The sequence below is a fragment of the Labrys sp. ALF-8 genome (assembly GCF_059699065.1).
The window spans coordinates 1,030,637-1,049,093 of the sequence record NZ_AP048537.1 but is presented as its reverse complement, the minus strand read 5'-3'; the positions used below and the strand labels follow the sequence as shown (position 1 = coordinate 1,049,093).

The 18,457-nt window shown below is 63.5% G+C and carries 19 protein-coding genes; 2 read left to right on the top strand and 17 right to left on the bottom strand.

From position 1 onward, the window contains the following. Nucleotides 1-40 precede the first annotated feature (40 nt). The 4 genes from AC6H34_RS04790 to AC6H34_RS04775 all read right to left on the bottom strand — a co-directional run bounded on the left by AC6H34_RS04790 (nucleotide 41) and on the right by AC6H34_RS04775 (nucleotide 4,987). Nucleotides 41-1,177 (bottom strand): glycerol dehydrogenase, encoded by a 1,137-nt coding sequence (locus AC6H34_RS04790; RefSeq protein ID WP_497538070.1) that lies wholly within the window; start codon nucleotides 1,175-1,177, stop codon nucleotides 41-43. Between the two features lie 140 nt (nucleotides 1,178-1,317). Next, nucleotides 1,318-2,307: an ABC transporter permease gene (locus AC6H34_RS04785; RefSeq protein WP_448151102.1), complete on the bottom strand. Its 990-nt coding sequence runs from the start codon at nucleotides 2,305-2,307 to the stop codon at nucleotides 1,318-1,320. A 1-nt stretch (nucleotide 2,308) separates the two neighbouring features. Continuing rightward, entirely contained in the window at nucleotides 2,309-3,826 is a 1,518-nt protein-coding gene (locus AC6H34_RS04780) for a sugar ABC transporter ATP-binding protein (protein ID WP_497538069.1), read from the bottom strand. 192 nt (nucleotides 3,827-4,018) lie between these two features. Next, nucleotides 4,019-4,987: a sugar ABC transporter substrate-binding protein gene (locus AC6H34_RS04775; protein ID WP_448151104.1), complete on the bottom strand. Its 969-nt coding sequence runs from the start codon at nucleotides 4,985-4,987 to the stop codon at nucleotides 4,019-4,021. 274 nt (nucleotides 4,988-5,261) lie between these two features. Here AC6H34_RS04775 and AC6H34_RS04770 point away from each other — a divergent pair, with 274 nt between their 5' ends. Beyond that, entirely contained in the window at nucleotides 5,262-5,882 is a 621-nt protein-coding gene (locus AC6H34_RS04770) for a glucose-6-phosphate isomerase (RefSeq protein ID WP_497538068.1), read from the top strand. Between the two features lie 150 nt (nucleotides 5,883-6,032). Here the strand turns inward: AC6H34_RS04770 and AC6H34_RS04765 are convergent, their stop codons facing one another. The 8 genes from AC6H34_RS04765 to AC6H34_RS04730 form a co-directional block, all read right to left on the bottom strand. After that, on the bottom strand, nucleotides 6,033-6,518 hold the full coding sequence (locus AC6H34_RS04765; RefSeq protein ID WP_497538067.1) for a MarR family winged helix-turn-helix transcriptional regulator: 486 nt from the start codon (nucleotides 6,516-6,518) through the stop codon (nucleotides 6,033-6,035). Between the two features lie 583 nt (nucleotides 6,519-7,101). Next, nucleotides 7,102-7,683: an NAD(P)H-dependent oxidoreductase gene (locus tag AC6H34_RS04760; protein WP_448151107.1), complete on the bottom strand. Its 582-nt coding sequence runs from the start codon at nucleotides 7,681-7,683 to the stop codon at nucleotides 7,102-7,104. Further along, nucleotides 7,683-7,985 carry a cupin domain-containing protein gene (locus tag AC6H34_RS04755; RefSeq protein ID WP_497538066.1) on the bottom strand — a complete coding sequence of 101 codons (303 nt, stop codon included), beginning with the start codon at nucleotides 7,983-7,985 and terminating at the stop codon, nucleotides 7,683-7,685. Before AC6H34_RS04755 ends, AC6H34_RS04760 begins: the two co-directional genes overlap by 1 nt. A gap of 65 nt (nucleotides 7,986-8,050) precedes the next feature. Further along, nucleotides 8,051-9,466 carry an FAD-binding oxidoreductase gene (locus AC6H34_RS04750; RefSeq protein ID WP_497538065.1) on the bottom strand — a complete coding sequence of 472 codons (1,416 nt, stop codon included), beginning with the start codon at nucleotides 9,464-9,466 and terminating at the stop codon, nucleotides 8,051-8,053. A 154-nt stretch (nucleotides 9,467-9,620) separates the two neighbouring features. Beyond that, the gene (locus AC6H34_RS04745; RefSeq protein WP_448151420.1) at nucleotides 9,621-10,916 is read right to left on the bottom strand and encodes a cytosine deaminase; all 1,296 of its coding nucleotides are present in this window, start codon (nucleotides 10,914-10,916) and stop codon (nucleotides 9,621-9,623) included. After that, the gene (locus AC6H34_RS04740) at nucleotides 10,916-11,755 is read right to left on the bottom strand and encodes an ABC transporter permease (protein ID WP_448151110.1); all 840 of its coding nucleotides are present in this window, start codon (nucleotides 11,753-11,755) and stop codon (nucleotides 10,916-10,918) included. Before AC6H34_RS04740 ends, AC6H34_RS04745 begins: the two co-directional genes overlap by 1 nt. Before the next feature lie 13 nt (nucleotides 11,756-11,768). Continuing rightward, on the bottom strand, nucleotides 11,769-12,584 hold the full coding sequence (locus AC6H34_RS04735; RefSeq protein ID WP_497538064.1) for an ABC transporter ATP-binding protein: 816 nt from the start codon (nucleotides 12,582-12,584) through the stop codon (nucleotides 11,769-11,771). Nucleotides 12,585-12,621: 37 nt separating this feature from the next. Further along, complete coding sequence (locus tag AC6H34_RS04730) at nucleotides 12,622-13,638, bottom strand: ABC transporter substrate-binding protein (RefSeq protein ID WP_497538063.1); 1,017 nt, start codon at nucleotides 13,636-13,638, stop codon at nucleotides 12,622-12,624. A 164-nt stretch (nucleotides 13,639-13,802) separates the two neighbouring features. Here AC6H34_RS04730 and AC6H34_RS04725 point away from each other — a divergent pair, with 164 nt between their 5' ends. Continuing rightward, nucleotides 13,803-14,186, top strand: a complete 384-nt coding sequence (locus AC6H34_RS04725; protein ID WP_497538062.1) for a RidA family protein — start codon at nucleotides 13,803-13,805, stop codon at nucleotides 14,184-14,186. Between the two features lie 12 nt (nucleotides 14,187-14,198). Here the strand turns inward: AC6H34_RS04725 and AC6H34_RS04720 are convergent, their stop codons facing one another. The 5 genes from AC6H34_RS04720 to rpsU form a co-directional block, all read right to left on the bottom strand. Continuing rightward, the gene (locus AC6H34_RS04720; RefSeq protein ID WP_448151114.1) at nucleotides 14,199-14,456 is read right to left on the bottom strand and encodes a hypothetical protein; all 258 of its coding nucleotides are present in this window, start codon (nucleotides 14,454-14,456) and stop codon (nucleotides 14,199-14,201) included. Nucleotides 14,457-14,459: 3 nt separating this feature from the next. Next, on the bottom strand, nucleotides 14,460-15,545 hold the full coding sequence (locus tag AC6H34_RS04715; RefSeq protein ID WP_497538061.1) for a WD40 repeat domain-containing protein: 1,086 nt from the start codon (nucleotides 15,543-15,545) through the stop codon (nucleotides 14,460-14,462). A gap of 100 nt (nucleotides 15,546-15,645) precedes the next feature. Continuing rightward, entirely contained in the window at nucleotides 15,646-16,707 is a 1,062-nt protein-coding gene (locus AC6H34_RS04710; RefSeq protein ID WP_497538060.1) for a CobW family GTP-binding protein, read from the bottom strand. A gap of 233 nt (nucleotides 16,708-16,940) precedes the next feature. Further along, on the bottom strand, nucleotides 16,941-17,795 hold the full coding sequence (locus AC6H34_RS04705; RefSeq protein WP_448151117.1) for a tetratricopeptide repeat protein: 855 nt from the start codon (nucleotides 17,793-17,795) through the stop codon (nucleotides 16,941-16,943). A gap of 331 nt (nucleotides 17,796-18,126) precedes the next feature. Continuing rightward, entirely contained in the window at nucleotides 18,127-18,360 is a 234-nt protein-coding gene (gene rpsU / locus AC6H34_RS04700; protein WP_068285423.1) for a 30S ribosomal protein S21, read from the bottom strand. Between the last annotated feature and the right edge of the window lie 97 nt (nucleotides 18,361-18,457).

The following is an 18,457-nucleotide window of genomic DNA, read 5'->3' as shown; positions in this document are numbered from 1 at the left end:
CAGGCGGCGCCTCCCACGATCTGATGCCATGGCCGATGCCTCAGTGCGCCCTGAACAGCGCGCTCGTGAACGCATCCAGCGCTATGATGGCATCGCGGACGATCTCCACCGACAGCGGCACCGCCACGCGCCAGGTGATCGAGCCTTCCTTGAGCGCGGCTTTGGCGACGCGCTCGATATCGTCCGCGCTCACCTTCGTGAGCTTGAGATCGGATAGGGTGCAGGGCAGGCCCAGCGACTTGCAGAAGCGGGCGGTTTCCTCGATCTCGGCGAGCGGACGGCCCTCCAGCATCAGGAGGCAGAGCACGCCGAAGGCGACCTTTTCCCCATGGAAGAAGCCATGTGTCTCCGGCAGCGCCGTCAGGCCGTCATGGATGCCATGGGCGGCGGAGACGGCGCAGTTCTCGAAGCCGAGGCCGCTCAGCAGCGTATTGGCCTCTATGATGTTCTCCACGGCCGGCGTCAGGGCGCCCTTCTCGACGGCGATCTTGGCGGCGAGGGCGTCGCGCATCAGGGTCTCGTGGCAGGCCTTGGCAATGGCGACGCCGGCGATGGGGGCGGGATAACCGCCCGCGATGAAGTTGTTTGAGCGCGACTCGAGATTGGAGCGGGCCTCGAACCAGGTGGAGAGCGCGTCTCCGATGCCGGCAACGAGGAAGCGCGCGGGGGCTTTGGCGATGAGGGCGCTGTCGACCACCACCACGTCGGGGTTGCGCGGCAGCATGAAGCTCTCATTGAACACGCCCTGGGGCGTGTAGGTCACCGCGATCGCGCTCGTGGGCGCATCGGTCGAGGCGATTGTCGGCACGATGGCGATGCGGGCCTCGTTGGCGATGGCCGCAAGCTTGGCGGTATCGGCCGTCTTGCCGCCGCCGATGCCGACCACGACGTCCGCCTTCGCGTCGCCCACCAGGGCGGTGACGCGGTCGATCTCCTCGCGGCAGCACTCGCCGTTGAACTTCTCCATGACGAGCGACAGGCCGCTGCCTTCCAGGGAGGCCAGGATGGACTTGCCGAGCTTCTCGAACACGAAGCCGTCGACCAGCAGGAAAGCCTTCTTGCCGAGGGGCTTGAGATGATCACCCAGGCGATCGATCTCGCCGGCGCGCTGGATATACTTCAGCGGGCTGCCGAAAGCGCGGCCCTGCGCGGCATGCCATCCTTGCGTTGCAGTCATCTTGGAGGTCTCCCCATTTGCCGCGCCAGCCCGGCTGCGGCCGATCTCTAATTCACATTTGTGAACTAAGATCATTTATGTGAAAATCTAGGCAAAAGAAGACGCGCTGTCAAAGTCTTTCGACAGCGCGTCCGCGAATATCAGCGCTTGAGCGTTCCGGTGGCGTATTGCAACAGCATCGCGACGACGATGATGAGGCCGGTATAGAGCTGCTGGCTGTAGCCGGGCACGCCGGCGAGGTTCATGATGTTGGCGATGATGCCCATAACCAGGGTGCCGAGCAGCGTGTTGATGACATCGCCGCGGCCGCCCATCAGGCTGGCGCCGCCGATCACCACGGCGGCGATGACGTTGAGTTCCATGCCGACGCCGACCTGCGCCGAGCCGATGGTCGTGCGGCTGGCTGAAATCACGCCGGCCAGACCGGCAAGCGCCCCGGAGATCACATAGACGGCCAACACGTAACGGGGCACCGCGATGCCGGAAAGGCGCACGGCCTCCTCATTCGATCCGATGGCCGTGATGATGCGGCCGAAGCGGGTGAAGGAGAGGACGATGCCGCCGACGATGAAGACCGCGAACATCAGGATAACCGGTTGGGGAACGCCCAACCAGTAGCCTGAGCCGAAGTCCGCGAGGGCCTGGCCGCCGTCGCCGATCGAGATCGGGCGCCCCTCCGAGATCATGAAGGAGAGCGAGCGCGCGATCGCCATCATGGCCAGCGACATCACGAAGGAGGGCAGGCGCATATAGGCGACGAAGAAGCCCACGGCGAGACCGCATGCGGCCCCGCAGAGGATGACGAGGAGGATCGACAGGCCGACGCCGTAGCCGAGATTGGCGATGAAATAGGCCGTGAGCACGCAGCCCAGCGCCAGCACGGAACCTACCGACAGGTCGATGCCGCGCGTCAGGATCACGAACAGCATGCCGACAGACATGATGCCGGCGCCGGAAGCCACCTGGCGCAGCACGTTGAGAATGTTGGTCTTTGTTAGGAAGCTGTCGGTCCAGAGGGTCGCGACGATGACCAGCACCAGAAAGATGCCGAGCGTGGCAAAACGCTGAACGATCGTCCCGAGGTCGTAGCCGCGCTTGCCGTCCCCACGGTTTTCGCTGAGAGCCGTCATGTCATTGCACCGCTTGAGTTGCGTGAGAGGAGGGGTTGCCGCCTTCGCTCATCGCCAGGGAAAGGAGGTTTTCTTCCGAATAGGCGTCGGGCTTGAGTTCGCCGCGAATTTCGCCCTCGCGCATCACCAGCACGCGGTCGCACAAACCGAAGAGTTCCTGGTGCTCGGAGGAGATCACGAGCACGGCCTTGCCGGACTCCGCGAGCTTGTTGACGAGCGCGTAGATCTCGGTCTTCGCCCCGACGTCGACGCCGCGCGTCGGTTCGTCCAGGATGATGATGTCGCCGTCGGCATGGAACCACTTGGCCAGCACCACTTTCTGCTGGTTGCCGCCCGACAGGCTCGACACCGGCGCATCCACGCTGGCCGCCTTGAGGCGCAGGCTCTTGCCGAGATCGGTGACCGTACGTTTTTCCAGGCCTTGGCGAAGGAAGCCCAGCATGGTGGTGACCGACGACATGCGGGCCATGGTGGCGTTCACCCGGATCTGCTTGTCCAGGATCACGCCCTGATGCTTGCGATCCTCGGGCACCAGCCCGATGCCTGCCGCCACCGCGTCGCGGGGCGAGCGGAACTTCACGGGCCGGCCCCTGAGTTTGATCGAGCCTGAATCGGGCTTGTCGGCCCCGAATATGAGACGCGCCACCTCGGTACGTCCCGAACCGACGAGGCCGCCGAGCCCGACGATTTCGCCGGCGCGCACCGACAGGCTTACATTGCGTACCTTGCGGCCCGCGTGGAGGGCGCTGACCGAAACCACTTCCTCGCCGATCCTGCGTTCGCCCCGTTCGGGGAACAGCGCCGCCAGCGGCCTGCCCACCATCATGCGGATGATATCCTCGATGGTGACGTCGCCGGCCGCAACCGTTCCGACGAGCTGGCCATCCTTCATGACGGTCATGCGGTCGGAAATGCGCATCACCTCCTCGAGGCGGTGGGAAATGTAGACGACGCCGACATTGTTGGCGCGCAGATCCGCGATCACCCGGTGCAGCCGTTCCGCATCCTGGGCGGAGAGCACGGCGGTCGGCTCGTCGAAGATGATGATCTTGACCTCGCGGGACAGCGCCTTGGCGATTTCGACCACCTGCTGGTGAGCGACCGCGAGATTGCCGACCCGTTCGCCCGGGTCGATGTCGAAGCCGAGGCGACGGATCAGCTCCCCGGCCTTCTTCTTGAGGCCAGGGCCGGCGAATATGCCCGGAAGTTCTCCCAGGAAAATATTCTCGGCCACCGAGAGGTCCGGAGCCAGCGCGAGCTCCTGGTGAATGACGGCGATGCCCAGCGCCCGGGCGCGGCGAGGATCCCGAAAGTCGACATGCTGGCCACCGATCTTCACTTCGCCGGTGGAGGGGTGCATCTCGCCGCCGAGCACGCGCATCAGGGTTGATTTGCCGGCGCCGTTTTCGCCGAGAAGGGCATGGACCTCACCGCTCTGCAGGTCGAAATCGACGCCCTTCAGGGCGTGGACGCCGCCGAAGGATTTGGTGATGGCCGTAAGCCGTGCGAGTTCAGGCATGGTGCGCTCGCTGGAATGAAAGGTCGTCCCGTGCGCATCGCGGCATGCGATGCCGCGGTGCAGACACGGGACTGGAAGAAGACAGGAACGTTGGTCGGCAGACGCCCGGGGAACGGCGCTGCACCGTTGCGCGATGCAGCGCCCACCCACCACCATCCGCGTTTGGCGAATGGCGGCCGGGGAGGACGTTCCTCAGAACACGGCGTCCTTCTTGTAGTACTTGTCGACATTGTCCTGCGTGATCACGGCAGGGGTCGTCAGGTTCAGCTTGGGGAAGTCCGCGGGCAGTTCGCCCTTCAGCGCCTTGAGGCCGACATCGACGGCCGTGCGGGCGACGAGGTCCGGATCGTTGAGGCCGGTCGCGCCGTACTTGCCTTCCTTGATGAGGGCGAGCGCTTCCTTCTGGCCGTCGGCGGCGGCGAGCACGAGCACGTCGGTCTTGCCGGCAGCCTGCAGGGCCTTCATGCCGCCCAGTGCCATGGAGTCGTTCTCGGCGAGCAGGACGTTGACGTCGGGATGAGCCTGCAGCAGGTCCTCGGCGGCCTTCAGGCCGTCTTCCGTGGCCCAGTTGCCCCAGCCCTGGCCGAGCACTTCGAAGCCGGCCTTGCCGTCGTTGACGAGCTGGCCTTCGACCAGGCCGCGGAAGACGCCGAGGCGGCGGTCACGCCCGACCTCGTTGCCCTGCGAACCCGAGAGCAGGATGATCTTGATCGGCTTGCCCTGCATCTTCTTGGCGAGCCACTGGCCCACGAGGAAGCCGTTCTGGTCGTTGGAGGAGCGCACCTGCGTGACGACGTCGGCCTTGGTGTTGATGGAGGAATCCATCACCACGACCTTGACGCCGGCCTTGGAGGCTGCGTTGGCGGCGCCGACCAGGCCCTCGGGGTCACGAGGGTTGAGGATGAGGAGGTTCACGCCCTTGGCGACCATGTCCTCGACGTCGGAGATCTGCTTGCCCATGTCGTTCTGGCCGTCCGAGGTGGTTACCTCGCAGCCGGCCTTCTTGCCTTCGTCGATGGCGGCTGCCTGCTGGGCGGCGAAATAGGGGGCGCTGAGCGTGTACATGGCCACGCCGATCTTGCAGTCGGCCGCCTGGGCCAGGCCGGCAGTGCCTGCGAGCAGGGCCGCAACAAGCGCGCCGCCCAAAAGGGATTTCTTCATCGTCTGTCTCCTCCGAAGCCAAGTTCGCTGGGCGCTTTTTCTGGCCCATTTTGTAGCTTAAGTACATTTCCAAACGCTGGTCAAGCGAGTGAAAACATTAAAATTTGATTTGAAATCACATTGGTGAATTGTTGCAGTGCAATATTGCGCCATTTTCTCTCTGGCGGAGCAAAATCTTGCCTTTGGCCTTGTCTGGCAATAATCGAAAATGTAGCATCGCTACACAATTTCGTGTCCGGGGCCCTGCCCCATTTCGTTGAAAGGTTGTGCGGAAATGCCGATACGTGAACCGGGTATCTGTGTCGTCGATGTCGAGAAGGGCGAGCTGCGCGGCGCCAGCAACCGCTACACCAAGACGATGGCCGATCTCGCCGGCCTGTACGAGGACGAGGCTTCCTATAAAGCCGCCCTTGCGAAGCTCGGCGACAAGGTGGTCTACGAGGTCACGGACTTCAAGCCGTCGGCAGATGCCGGTGACATGATCATCGGCGTGACGCGCATGATCCCCGGCAAGGTGGGCAACGAGTATTTCCTCACGCGCGGCCATATTCACGCCAACGCCAACCGGCCGGAGATGTATTACGGCGAGGCGGGGCACGGCATCATGCTGCTGGAATCGCCCGCCGGAGAGATCCGCACGGTCGAGATCGGACCCCGTAGCATGTGCTACGTACCGCCGTACTGGATTCACCGTTCGGTGAATGTCGGAACCACGGAGCTGGTGATGACCTTCGCCTATCCGGCGGATTCCGGCCAGGACTACGACATCATTGCCAAGGCGGGCGGCATGCGCAGCCGTATCGTCGATGACGGAAAGGGCGGTTGGAAGGCCGTCGACAATGCAGGCTACCGGTTCCGCTCCAGGGAACTGGTGGAAAGCATCATGGCGAAGTGACGCCTGGAATCGCCAATCTTCGGTGGGCTCTCAAGACGTGGAGCTGAAGGAAAAGGGGCAGCGTTCATTCCAGGGAACGAACCTGGGGCGAACGCCGCCCTTAACTCAATGCCCGGTCGTTTCAAGGCGGGCATCGGCAGCCCGGCAGGCTCATGCTTCGTCGGTGTCGCCCTCGTCGTCGTCATCGGGGTCCATTTCGCCGCCGAGCGCGTGCTTGAAGCCCTTCTCGACGCGCTTGAGCAATTTGCGCAGGCGCTTGCGGTCCTTTCCGTCGAGATGGCTGGTGGCCTCTGCCTCGATGTCGAGCGCCAGAGCCGCGATCGCAGCCGCCTTGTCCTTGCCGGAGGGGCTCAAGGCCACGCGGACCACGCGTCCGTCGCCGTCCGTCGTCTTTCGCTCGATCAGGCCGGCCGCCGATAGGCGTGCGATGGTCTTGGACGCCGTCGGTGGTCGCACCCGCAGGATTTCCGCCAGTTCGCTCATCGACAGGGCCTCGCGGCCCGCGAGGGCCTCAAGCACCTGTTCCTGCCCGGGAAACAAGCCAAGCCCTTCGAGGAGCTTGGCCGTTCGGGCCCGGTGCAGCCGGGCCACATGGATCAACTGATAACCAAGGGTCTTCGAGGCCGGATGTCGCATGGCATAATCCGCCGGCTGATAATTTGATGTAGCCGGCTTCAAATACATTTTCTGCAAGAAAATGTCGAGGATTAGCTGAGAAAACGATGAAAATGGTTATTGTTTGACCATGTGGCCGGCGTAGGGTAGCCGGCCGGCCCCGATGTTCGCATGCTTTGGCATCCAGTTTCGCCAATTCCGGATCTATGCGTAGTCCTGGCGTGCCTCGGCGGCCGGCCGAATCATCCAGATGTCTGGACTGCTTTTTGCTCTTTAAGCAAGCGCGACCGAAGGTAGACATTGCGTCCCGCAAGCACCTCGCGCCAAAGGGTTCAGGGCCTTGGTTTGACATGCCATGGTTCGAATGAAGCCCCTCGATTCAGTCTGAAGGTGAAACCTGCCAGGGGATTTCTGTTTTCAGACGAAATCGCGGTGAAACGAAAAATGCTCATGATTCTTGCGCCTTAGGCCCGATGAGCGCTTCGGCTTGAACGCATTTTTCTCTAGAGCGTTTTGTGTTTTGACGGAATCGGCAAAACGCAAAGACGCGTCGAAAAACAAAGAGTTAGAGAAAAGCGGCGTTTCTACCTAGACGCGCTTTGCTCTAGAGGCGCGCCAGCGTGCGTTCCACCTTCGCCAGGAAGATCCTGCGGGATTCGTCCGTCGAGAGATTCATCGAGTAGTGCGCGAGATAGCGGAAGCGAGCGAAGGGTTTCACCACGCCGCGGAGCATGCGCGTGACCAAGCGTCGGGGTGGATCCCCCATCAGGACGGCCTTAAGGCGGGAGCCGCCATAGGACGTCACCGCCACCACGCGGGTGATGTTGTGAAGCGCGCCCTGGACCTTGCCGTCGACGAGATGGAAGGAGACGCCCGGCAGGAAGACCCGGTCAAAGAACCCCTTCAGGATGGCGGGGAAACCATAATTCCATACCGGCGAGACGATCACCAGCGCTTCGGCTTGCTGCAGGCGCTTCACATAGGCGGCCACGTCCTGCCGGTTGCGAGTGGTATCATGATAGGCGCGCCGTTCGGCAGCCGTCAGCACGGGCTGGAAGCCTTCCGCATAGAGGTCGCAGTCATCGACGACATGGCCACCCCTGCGCAAGGCCTCGATCGTCCTGGCATGAAGCGCCGCGGCGAAGGATTCCTCGCAAGGGTGGGCGAACAGGACCAGGACCTTCATCAGCCCTTCATCTCGATCTCGACGAACGCCATGGGGCCGGGACCGGCATTGAAGACGTTGTGCTCGATGCCGGCTGGCCGCGAATAGCTGGCTCCGGCGGAGAGCGGCACCAGCTTCTCCCCCGCGGCATCCACGATCCGCAGCGTTCCGTCGATCAGGGGAACCACGGCGTAGGGATATTCGTGGCGATGCCAGCCCGTCTCGGCGCCCGGCGTGAAGTCATAGCGGGTTATGCGCACGCGGTCGTCGTCGACCTGCAGGGTGCCGGTCGCAAGATTGTCGCCGCTCTGGTTGCCGCACATGGTCTATCTCCCCTCGTGGGTATGGTGCAGGGCTGGTGCTGGTTGGTCGGGCGAAGGGCGCGTCGTCACGACGTCTCCTCCATCTGCATGCCACGGAACAGATAGGTGCGGCTTGAGGTATAGTCGTAATTCGGATCGTCCCAGGCGATCATCTTGCCGGGATTGAGCAGGCCTTTGGGATCCGCCTCGCGCTTGAAGGCCAGTTGCAGCGCATCCGTCTGCTTCATCCCGCCTTCCTCAAGCGTGTAGCGATGCGGATTGAAGATCGGCGCGCCCATCTCCTCGTGGATGCGGATGATTTCGTCCAGCCTCTCCTCGGTCGTAAATTTGACGAGCGGCAGGCCGAAGCAGGTGACCTTGCCGTCGAAGCGAACGAATTCCAGGTGAGCCGGCAACTCATCGCCGAAACGGGCATGGATCCTCTCCACCAGGTCGAGCTGGTTCGGGAAGGGATAAAGCACCTGCAGATAGGTGATGGCGGGATCGATCTTGAGGGCCCGCAACGTGGTGTGGTTCCAGCCAAGCTCGTAGATGTCCGGGATGCCCTTGCGCTCCGCCTCGCTCATGCCGGCCGTGGAGAACAGGAGTTCGGCGCCCTTGCGGCGCCGGGTGACAGTAAGGAAGGCGTCGTAGTTCTGCGGAGCGATCATGGCGCAGACGACATGCTTGTCGCGCGGAATCCAGCGCCTGTGCCTGTTGAAGTAGTCGTGAGCGGCAGGGGCCGCGACAACGGCGAGCTGCTTTTTGAGGATGCCGTCGGCCTCGCCGATCTCGTTGGCGAAAGCGGCTGCCTCGCGGAGCGTGTCGAAGCCGATGATGACGTCCACCCAACTGAAAGCGGTGGTCAGCGGCATCTCCACCTCGGTGATGATGCCGTTGGTGCCATAGGCATGGCTGACCTTGTGCAGATCCTCGCCCGTGAGGTCGAGAACCCGCGGGTTTGCCTCCATCGTGACGACCTTCAGGCGGGTGACGTTGCCCCAGTCGCGCAGGCCGCCCCAGGTGATGGAGCCGACGCCGCCCGATCCGCCGGCGACGAAGCCGCCGATCGTCGCGGTTTTGGCCGTGGAGGGATGAAGGCGCAACTCCTGCCCGGAATGAGCCTGAGTCTGCTTGTCGATGTCGGCCATCACGGCGCCGGCCTCGGCTACCAGCGCGCCGGGCTCGATCCGGAGCACCTTGTCCATGAAGGACAGATCGAGCACCACGCCGCGCGAAAGCGGCATGGCCTGGCCGTAATTGCCGGTCCCCGTGCCGCGGGGGGTCACGGGAATGTCGAGATCGTAGCAGGCCGCGAGCGTGGCGATGACATCGGCCGTCGACTTCGCGAAGACGATGCAGTCGCCGGTGACGTGGTCGAGCTGGCGCTTGAGCACCGGGGAATACCAGAAGAAGTCACGGCTCTTCTGGCGCACGAGGGTGGGGTGGTCCTCAATGCGGATATCGGGCAGGCGGGCCTTGAGTGCAGGGATGTCGGTCATGGCAGGATCTCGGCGATGGTGGAGGCGGGCGGCCCGTTCCCGGGTCCGCAGGCGTCTGGCCCGGTGCGTATCTTCGGCAGGCAGATCCTATACGAGGGCAGGCGAGACGCCTGCGATCGCGGGAATATCTCCAGATCCGGCGCCACGATAGCCCTCATTCCGCCAGCACTCCGTCCAGTTCCTCGTAATCGGGCAGGGTGGTGTCGATGACACGCCCCTTGCGCACCACGACACGATCGCTCTGGGGGCGCGAGAGAAGTTCCGTCCAGCTTCGCGCCTTGAAGAGGACGAAATCGGCCGACCCGCCCACGCGCAGTCTGCCTGCGTCGACCCCCATCACCGAGGCCGGCGTCGCCGTGATCGCCGCCGGCCAATCGCCGAAGGGATGGTCGAAATGCGCGATGCGGCTTGCTTCGCGAAACACCTCCAGTGCGTCGAGGTCACCGTAGGCGTAGAACGGATCGCGCGTGTTGTCGGAAGAGACAGACACCTTGACGCCCGCGGCCTTCAGCTCATGGAGGAGCGTGACGCCGCGCGAGCGTGGGGTGCGGCCGGAGCTGCGGTCCTGGAGATACATGTTGCACATAGGCAGGGAGACCACGGCGATGCCGGCCTCGGCCACCTTCCCGATAGTCTGCCGGATTTCCTCCCCGTCCTGGCGGGCGAGCGAGCAGCAATGACCAACGGTCACCTGCCCGGCAAACCGGTGGCGCAGCGCAGCCTCTGCGATATGGCGCAGCGAACGCGAGGCGGGATCCTGCGTTTCGTCGACATGCAGATCGAGGTCCAGGCCGTTGTCGGCGGCGAGACGGAAAAGCGTGTCGAGGTTCTGGTCGAGTTCCGGGACCATGTAGGTCACCCCGCCCATGATGCCGTCGTGATCGCGTACTGCGGCCGTGACTTCGGACATATGGGCACGATCCGAGACATGCTCGATCGAGAACAGGGCGACGGCCTGCAATTCGATCCGGTCGGCCCACTTTTCCCGAATCTCCGTGAAGACGGGCCAGGAAATGCCGATCTGCTTGCCGATCGAATCGAGATGCGTGCGGATCGCCGAAGTGCCGTGGGCGTAGGCGCAACGCAGAGCGAAATCCATGCGCGCCGTCACGTCGCTCGCCGACCAGTTGGCCTCGCGATCCAGCGTCACATTGTCGAGCGCCCCGAAGAAGGTACCGTCGGGATTTCGCCGGCGGGGCCAGATGTGACCTTTGTCGAGATGGGTGTGCAGTTCCACGAAGGTCGGGAAGGCCATGCCCGCCGTGAGCGCCCCCGGCACCTCGCCCGCCGGGCCAATGGCGGCAATCCGGCCGTTCTCGATGCTGAGGCCGATGCGGGCGAGGCCGTCCTGGTCGGAGCCGAGGCCGTGAAGACCGACGAGACAGGCCGGCACGGTGGCTTCGACGGACCAGGGGCCCGAGGTGGGAATTTCAGGCAGGGAGGGCACGATCAGTTTTCCCGCTTAAGGGCGCTCTCGTGCCATTTATGCAGAAGCAGATGTGAGGCGAAAGAGAGCAGGAGGAAGATGACGATGCCGGTCAGCGAGAGCAGCACCAGGGCGGCGTAGGCACGGGGATAGGCGAAGTAGCGCGGGGCGAGATAGATGACGTAGCCGAGGCCTCCGCGAGCCCCGCCCGCGCCGGTGGCGAGCTCGGCCACCACCGCGCCGATCAGGGAGAGACCGCCGGCAATGCGGACGCCCCCGAGGAAATAGGGCAGGGCGCTGGGCAGGCGCAGCGCCCGCAGCTTCTGCCAGGGGGAGGCACGGTAGAGTTCGAAGAGGTTCAGGAGGTTGTGGTCGGTCGAGCGCAGGCCGATCAACGTGTTGGCCAGCACCGGGAAGAAAGCCACCAGCCACACGCAGATCAGCAGCACCGTGCCCTGCGACAGGATGACCAGGAGGAGGGGGGCTATCGCCAGAACCGGCGTGACCTGGAGGATGATGGCATAGGGATACAGGGTATATTCCACCAGTCGCGACATCGAGAAGAGCACGGCCAGCACGACGCCGCCGATCACCGCAAGGAGGAAACCCTCGACCGTCACCTCTACGGTGAACAACCACGCCGGACCGAGCGTGTTCCATTCGCGGAAGAAGGCAGCCCAGATCTCGCTGGGAGCGGGCACCACGCGTTGCGGCGTCAAGCCGGCATCGACGCAGAATTCCCAGACTGCGACCACCAGGACCAGAAAGGCCAGCGGCAGCAGCCACTTGAGCAGGAGGCCGGACGAGTCGCGGCTTTGGAGCGGGGCATCCGACGGCTCGCCGGGGGAGGTAAGTGTGCTCATGCCGGGCCTGCGCTCAATGTCCATCGATTGTTTCGGCTGCCCTGCCGATGGCGGCGGTCAGCGTGGCGGAAGCCTGCCGGCAATGGTCGACATAGGCGGCCGATGTCCGGAATTCGGGACCTCGTGGCCGGGTCGCGTCCACGCGAAGCTCGGCGAAGGCGCGGCCCGGCCTGGCGGCCATCACCACGATGCGGTCGGAAATATAAACGCTCTCGAACACCGAGTGCGTGACGAACACCACCGTCCATCCAAGCTCGTGCTGGATACGCATGAGATCGTCGTTGAGCTTCTGGCGCGTAATCTCGTCGAGCGCGGCGAAGGGCTCGTCCATCAGGAGAAGCTTGGGCCGCGTTACCATGGCTCGTGCGATGGAAACGCGCATGCGCATGCCGCCGGAAAGCTCGCGGGGATAGGCTTCGGCGAAGGCATGCAGGCCTACGCTGTCGAGCGCCTGCATGACGCTGTCCCTGGCCGCAGCCCGCGAGATCCCCCTGAGGCGAGAGGGCAGCCAGACATTGTCGAACACGCTGGCCCACGGCATCAGGGTCGGCTCCTGGAAGACAAAGCCGACATCGCCGGAGTGATCCTCGCCGCCGCTCGGCCAGACGATCCTGCCGCTCGAGGCGTCACCCAGCCCGGCGATGATGCGGAGTGCCGTCGATTTGCCGCAGCCCGAGGGGCCGAGAAGAGACAGGATCTCGCCCTGATAGATGTCGAGATCCAGATGCTGCAGCGCCAGCGTGCCCGAGGAGAACACCTTGCCGACGTCGCGAAGGGAGACAACGGTCTTTCGGGCTGCCTGGGCAGGATTGGGAGCGGCCTGGTTCAAGTTCGGTTCCAATAACGCGAGGGGTACGGCGCTTGCCTCACTTCTTGATCAGGTCCGAGCCGACATTCTTGTTCACGAATTGGAGCGTGTAACCCTTCTTGTAGTCGAGATCGGCGGTGTAGACGCCGGCTTGAACCATCTTGTCGAAGAAGGATTTCATGTGTTCGTCGGTCATGGCGCCGATACCGCCCTTCTCCGCGTCGCCCGAGACGACGAGGCCATGCGCCTTGAGCTGGGAAACGCCGTAGGCGATCTGCTCGTCGGTCATGTCCGGATTGTCCTTCTGGATACCGGCATTGCCAGGCTTGTCGTCGCCATAGAGGTAATGGGCCCAGCCGATCGCAGAAGCGTCGACGAATTTCTGGACGACGTCAGGATGCTTGTCGATGAAGTCCTGTCGGGTGACGATCAAGGTCGAATAGGTGTTCCAGCCCTGGTCGGCGATCAGGAACACATTGGGCTTGAAGCCGCCACTCTTTTCCACCTGCAGCGGTTCGGAGGTCACGTAGCCCTGCTGCGCCGAATCCTTGTCGGCGATGAAGGGCGCGGGGTTGAAGTCGTAAGGCTTCACCACATCATCGGTGAATCCGAAAGCCGCCTTCATCCAGGCATAGCCGGTCGCCTGGAAGTCAGGGCCGATGAAGATGCTCTTGGCTTTCTTGAGATCCGCCCAGGTGTCCAGGCCGACCCCGGGATGGGTCATCAGGATCTGCGGGTCCTTCTGGAAGGTCGCGGCTACCGCTACGAGCGGTACGCCCTCCTTCACGGCCGAGAAGACCTCGACCATGTTGCCACCCATGTAGAAATCGTTCTTGCCGGCGACAAGCGCCGTGGCATTGTTGGCCTGCGGGCCGCCTTGCACGATCTCGACGTCGAGGCCGTATTTCTTGTAGGTGCCGTCGGCGACGGCCTGGTAGAATCCGCCATGCTCCGGCTCCGCCAGCCAGTTGGTGCCGAATCGCACCTTGACCAGGTCATCCGCGTGGGCGGCGCCCAGGCTGGCAAAGAGCACGGCCGCCGCGATGAAGCCGGTCTTCTTGAGCATATCGTTCATTTGTCGTCGCCTTTGTTCCATTCCGGCCTCAAACGCCGATCTGGCCAGGGGCTCGTTTCTGCCGCACCCTGCCATGCGGGAGGGATTGTTAGCGGCAAATCGGGCTTGCACAAGAGACAAGCACGACTAATTTTGCGCCAGCCATTCATGTCGAGGAAAACACGATGCTGCGCGCCATCACACCTTCTTCTCTGCGGCCTCCCTTTGCCCGCTACAGCCATGCCATCGAGGTGAAGGCAGGCGCCCGGATGGTGTTCTGCTCGGGGCAATTGGGGATCGGGGCGGATGAGGCGATTCCGCCCGGGGCCGAGGCGCAGGCAGCGCTGATCTTCAAATCCATTGCCGCCATCCTGGCAGAGGCCGGCATGAGCCTGGCGGATATCGTGCGCATCAACGCCTATGTCACCGGCCGCGAGCACATGGCAGGCTATATGAAGGCGCGCGATGCTGCAGTCTCCGATCCCCCGCCGGCTTCGACGCTGATGATCGTGACGGGCTTTACGCGGGAGGAATTCGTGGTCGAGATCGAAGTGGTCGCCGCGCGGTAGCGCTCTCGCGGATTATTTCAACGCTTCCGCAACCGCTGTCTCCGTCACCTCAATGAGGGGGGCCAGCACCTTGTAGGCCTCTGTCTTCGCACCTGGCCGCATGATCAGGATCACCGTCTCCGTGCCAGGGCAGGAGGCGTCGCCGCACTGGATTTCGCTTACCGAGATGGTGGTCTCTTCGCCCAGGCCGCGCAGATGCCGCACCTGCTCCTTGATGGCGGCTGCCTTTTCACGTTCGGCCTGGCTGGGCTTGCGGAACAGGCCGAACACGGCTCAGGCCGCCGCGGGCAGGGTGAGGATGCCGGCCTGTCCGTCCTCGGTGCCGATCGCCAGTTGAGCGCCCGTCTTGTCCCAGGCGAGCGCCGTGACGTTCGAGCCGTTGACGGCCCGGCGCACCAGGATCTCGGATGCGTCGGTGAGGCGACAGAGCAGCACGCAGCCATCCTCGTAGCCGAGGGCCAGCACCAGCGCCCTGGGATGGAAGGCGACGCGCGTCACCTTGGCATGGCGAATGCCGCATTCGCGTGGCGCCTTGCCCATCGGACCGTCCTTCGACTGGAAGGGCCAGACGATGCCAGCGTCGGCGCCGGAGGTCGCAAGCCAGTTGCCGTCATGCGACCAGGAGAAGGAACGGGTCTTGGAGGGATAGCCCGACATGCGCATGTGTTTCTTCTCGGCAACCGTCCAGCCATGCAGCATGTTTTCCTGCATCGAGGTGACGATGAAGCGGTTGTCGGGCGAGACCGTGATGTCGAGATGGCTGCCCTTCCATTCGTAGAATTCCGGGGTCGCCGTCGAATTGGGAAACCAGAGCGACACGCCGTTGTAGTGGGCGATCGCAAGACGGTAGCCCTTGGCCATGAAGGCGACTCCGCGCACGCCCGAGGGCGCCGTCCATTGCTTCACGGTCCCCTTCTCGTCGCGGACCTGGACGAGCTTGCCGGCCGACCAGGCCGTCGCACCGCTGGGCGAGATGGCAACGGCGTCGATCCACTTGTTCTTCACTTCGCCGAGTTGCTCGACCTTGCCCGCGCCATCCAGCCTTACGACCCGGCCGTCATCGCTGCCGGCGACCAGCACGGTGCCGTTGGAGGCGACCGACAGCAGCCCGGCATCCTCGAACAGCGGATCGCGCTTTTCCTCCCCGATTCCAGCCTGCAGCGCGGATCCGTCCGAAAGGGCGAAGACCGGCGTGCGGCCGAGCCAGCTTGCGCCGAGCACGTGGCTGCCGGCTTCTATCCAGGTGGTGCTTTCGGAGAGAGAGGGGAAGGTAGCGGTGTTCACGATATGGAGCCTGGGAGCGCGGACATCCTGTCCGATCTTGGAAACGGCTGCGGCGATGGCAGGGGCGCTTCCCATGATGGGGCGCCCCAGTGGTGCCATAGCTGCAGCGATGGAACTAGTGTTTCCCGAAACGTGGCCGTTTCAAGAGCGGACAAGGATCACCGTGTGGCCGGCGCTATGCCGCGCAGGCCTGGAAACCCTTCTCCAACGCCTCGCGATTGATGTCATGTCCGATGAATACCAGGCGTGACTCGCGCTTCTCTCCGGGCTTCCATTCACGCTGCAGATCGCCTTCGATGATCATGTGCACGCCCTGGAGCACGAACCGGCGGGGCTCGTCCTTGAGGGAGAGAATGCCCTTCCAGCGGAGCAGGTTCGGGCCTTCGCTCTGCGCGATCCTCTCGATCCAGGGCATCACCTTGGCCGGGTCCACGTCGCCGTCGATCTTGAGGGAAAGCGACTGCATGGTCTCGTCGTGATAGTGCTTCAGGCCGTGATCGTGGTCATGGTGGTGATGGTGATCGTGGCCGTGATGATGGTCGTGATCATGGTCATGCTCGTCGGCCTCGAGGAAAGCCGGCTCGAGGTCGAGGATGCGGTCGAGATCAAAGGCGTTGCGACCGAGCACCTCGTTGATCGCCACGTTGGAGCGCGTCGCCTTGTGCAGCTTGGCATAGGGGTTGAGGGCGCGGATGCGCATCTCCACCTCGCGAAGCTCGGCCGGCGTGACGAGATCTGTCTTGTTGAGCACGATCACGTCGGCGAAGGCGATCTGGTTCTTGGCTTCCGGCGCGTCCTTGAGGCGGTCCTTGAGCCACTTGGCGTCGGCCACCGTCACCACTGCGTCGAGCCGGGTCTTGTCGGCGACGTCCTGGTCCACGAAGAAGGTCTGGGCCACAGGCGCGGGATCAGCGAGGCCGGTGGTCTCCACCAGGATCGCGTCGAACTTACCCTTGCGCTTGAGCAGACCGTCGATGATGCGGATGAGATCGCCGCGTACGGTGCAGCACACGCACCCATTGTTCATTTCGAAGACTTCTTCGTCGGCATCGACGATGAGGTCGTTGTCGATGCCGATCTCGCCGAATTCGTTGACGATGACGGCGAAGCGCTGGCCGTGGGGTTCGGTGAGGATGCGGTTGAGCAGGGTGGTCTTGCCGGCGCCGAGATAGCCAGTGAGCACCGTCACCGGGATCTTGTCGGACGTCTTGTTTTCGGAAGCAATCGTATCGGCCATGGCAATCTCCGGAGCGCTGGGCGCGCTCTTCAAAAACGGATAGGCGCGCGGGCAGGGCGCATTACCGCCTTGACCGCGTTCGCTCAGCCTTATATTGGATTGCCAGCGTGCAATGTAAGCCCCGGCAACGCAAACGTGAGCAATTATGCGTGGACTGCTCGCCGTCATCCAGGCCGGAGTTCAAGCCCGCTCGTAGGGAATGACGGCAGCGCCCTGAACGGCCGGCGAAGAGCTCAGCTGGCGCCGAGCTGCGAAAGGCCGTTCTTGGCCGCCGCGTTGCCGGAATCGATGCCGAGCGCGTGCTGGAAGCTTTCGCGCGCCTTCTGCGTATCGTTGAGGCCTGCTTCCGCATAGCCACGACCGGCCCAGGAGGCGGCATTGCGGTTGTTGATCTGCAGGGCCTGATTGAAGTCGGCAAGGGCTTCCTTGTACTTCTTCAACTGCAGATAGGAAGTGCCGCGGGAATAATAGGGCGCTTCAGCGAGCGGATCGTTGGAGATCGCGGAGGTAAAGTCGTCGATCGCCACCTCGTGGTTGGCGTTGGCCTGGCGGATTAGGCCGCGATTGTAATAGGCTTCGGCCGTTTCGGGCTTGATCTGGATGGCCTTGTCGTAGTCGGCCATGGCCTGCTGGGTCTGGCCCTGCAGCCGATAGATGTTGCCGCGGCCGACATAGGCCGGCGCATAGTTCGGATCGACGGAGATGACACGGTTGTAGTCGGCCAGGGCCTGGTCGGTCTGGCCGGTCTGCCGGTAGACGAGAGCGCGGTTGGCGAGGGCCTGCGCGAAGTTCGGATCAAGCTGCAGGGCGCGGTTGAAATCGGAGATCGCCGGGCCGAACTGCTTCGAGCGGGCGTAGGCGGAGCCGCGCATGTTCCAGGCTTCCGGATCGCTCGGGTTCTTTTCGATGACCTGGCTGAGGGAGGAGATGTCAGTGGAGGCAACCTGGCGGCTCTCGCCGTCGTCCGCGTTGCCGACGCGCCCCACGGTCTCGCAGCTCATCAGGCCAATGCCGGCCGCACCCAGCAGGAAGGCTGCCACCAGCAGCGAGCGCGGGCTCCGCTTGGGGGTAGGGGCGGCTGCACTCATGGGGTCTGTCATTATTCTGATCCGGACAGTTCGAGACAAGTCACAACGGCCAACAGGCCTTTGGCCGGGCAATTTGCCGCATTAACCTTGCTGGAAGGTAAAGCCTTCCGTTGAACTCTTCGCACAAGGCGTGTTTGCGAGGTTCCTGACCTAACGTCAAGTGCAGCAAGCCAGAAAGAGCTCCCCTCGGATGCGCTTTCATGACCCGGCTCTTCGCAAAGCGCGGTAGCGGCAAAATTGGGCAGTGCCGTGTCGGGCAGCAAAAAACACAAACGCCCGGCCAAATGCCCGGGCGCCTGTCGGAGACGGTAGCTTCGATCGGAAGCGAAACTTACTTCTTCACAACGCGGGGCGTTGCGGGGATCAGGCCTTCGCGCTGCAGCTTCTTGCGAGCGAGCTTGCGGGCACGACGCACGGCCTCGGCGGCCTCGCGGGCGCGCTTCTCGGACGGCTTCTCGTAATGGCCGCGCAGCTTCATCTCACGGAAGATGCCTTCACGCTGCATCTTCTTCTTAAGCGCCTTCAGCGCCTGATCAACATTGTTATCGCGAACGAGAACCTGCACGCGTGCTGTCCTATACCTTGATGTGAATTGCCGCGGCGGCTCGGTACGGAAAATTCAGTGCCAAGGCACCGCCGAATTTGGAAGCGGCGTCATATCA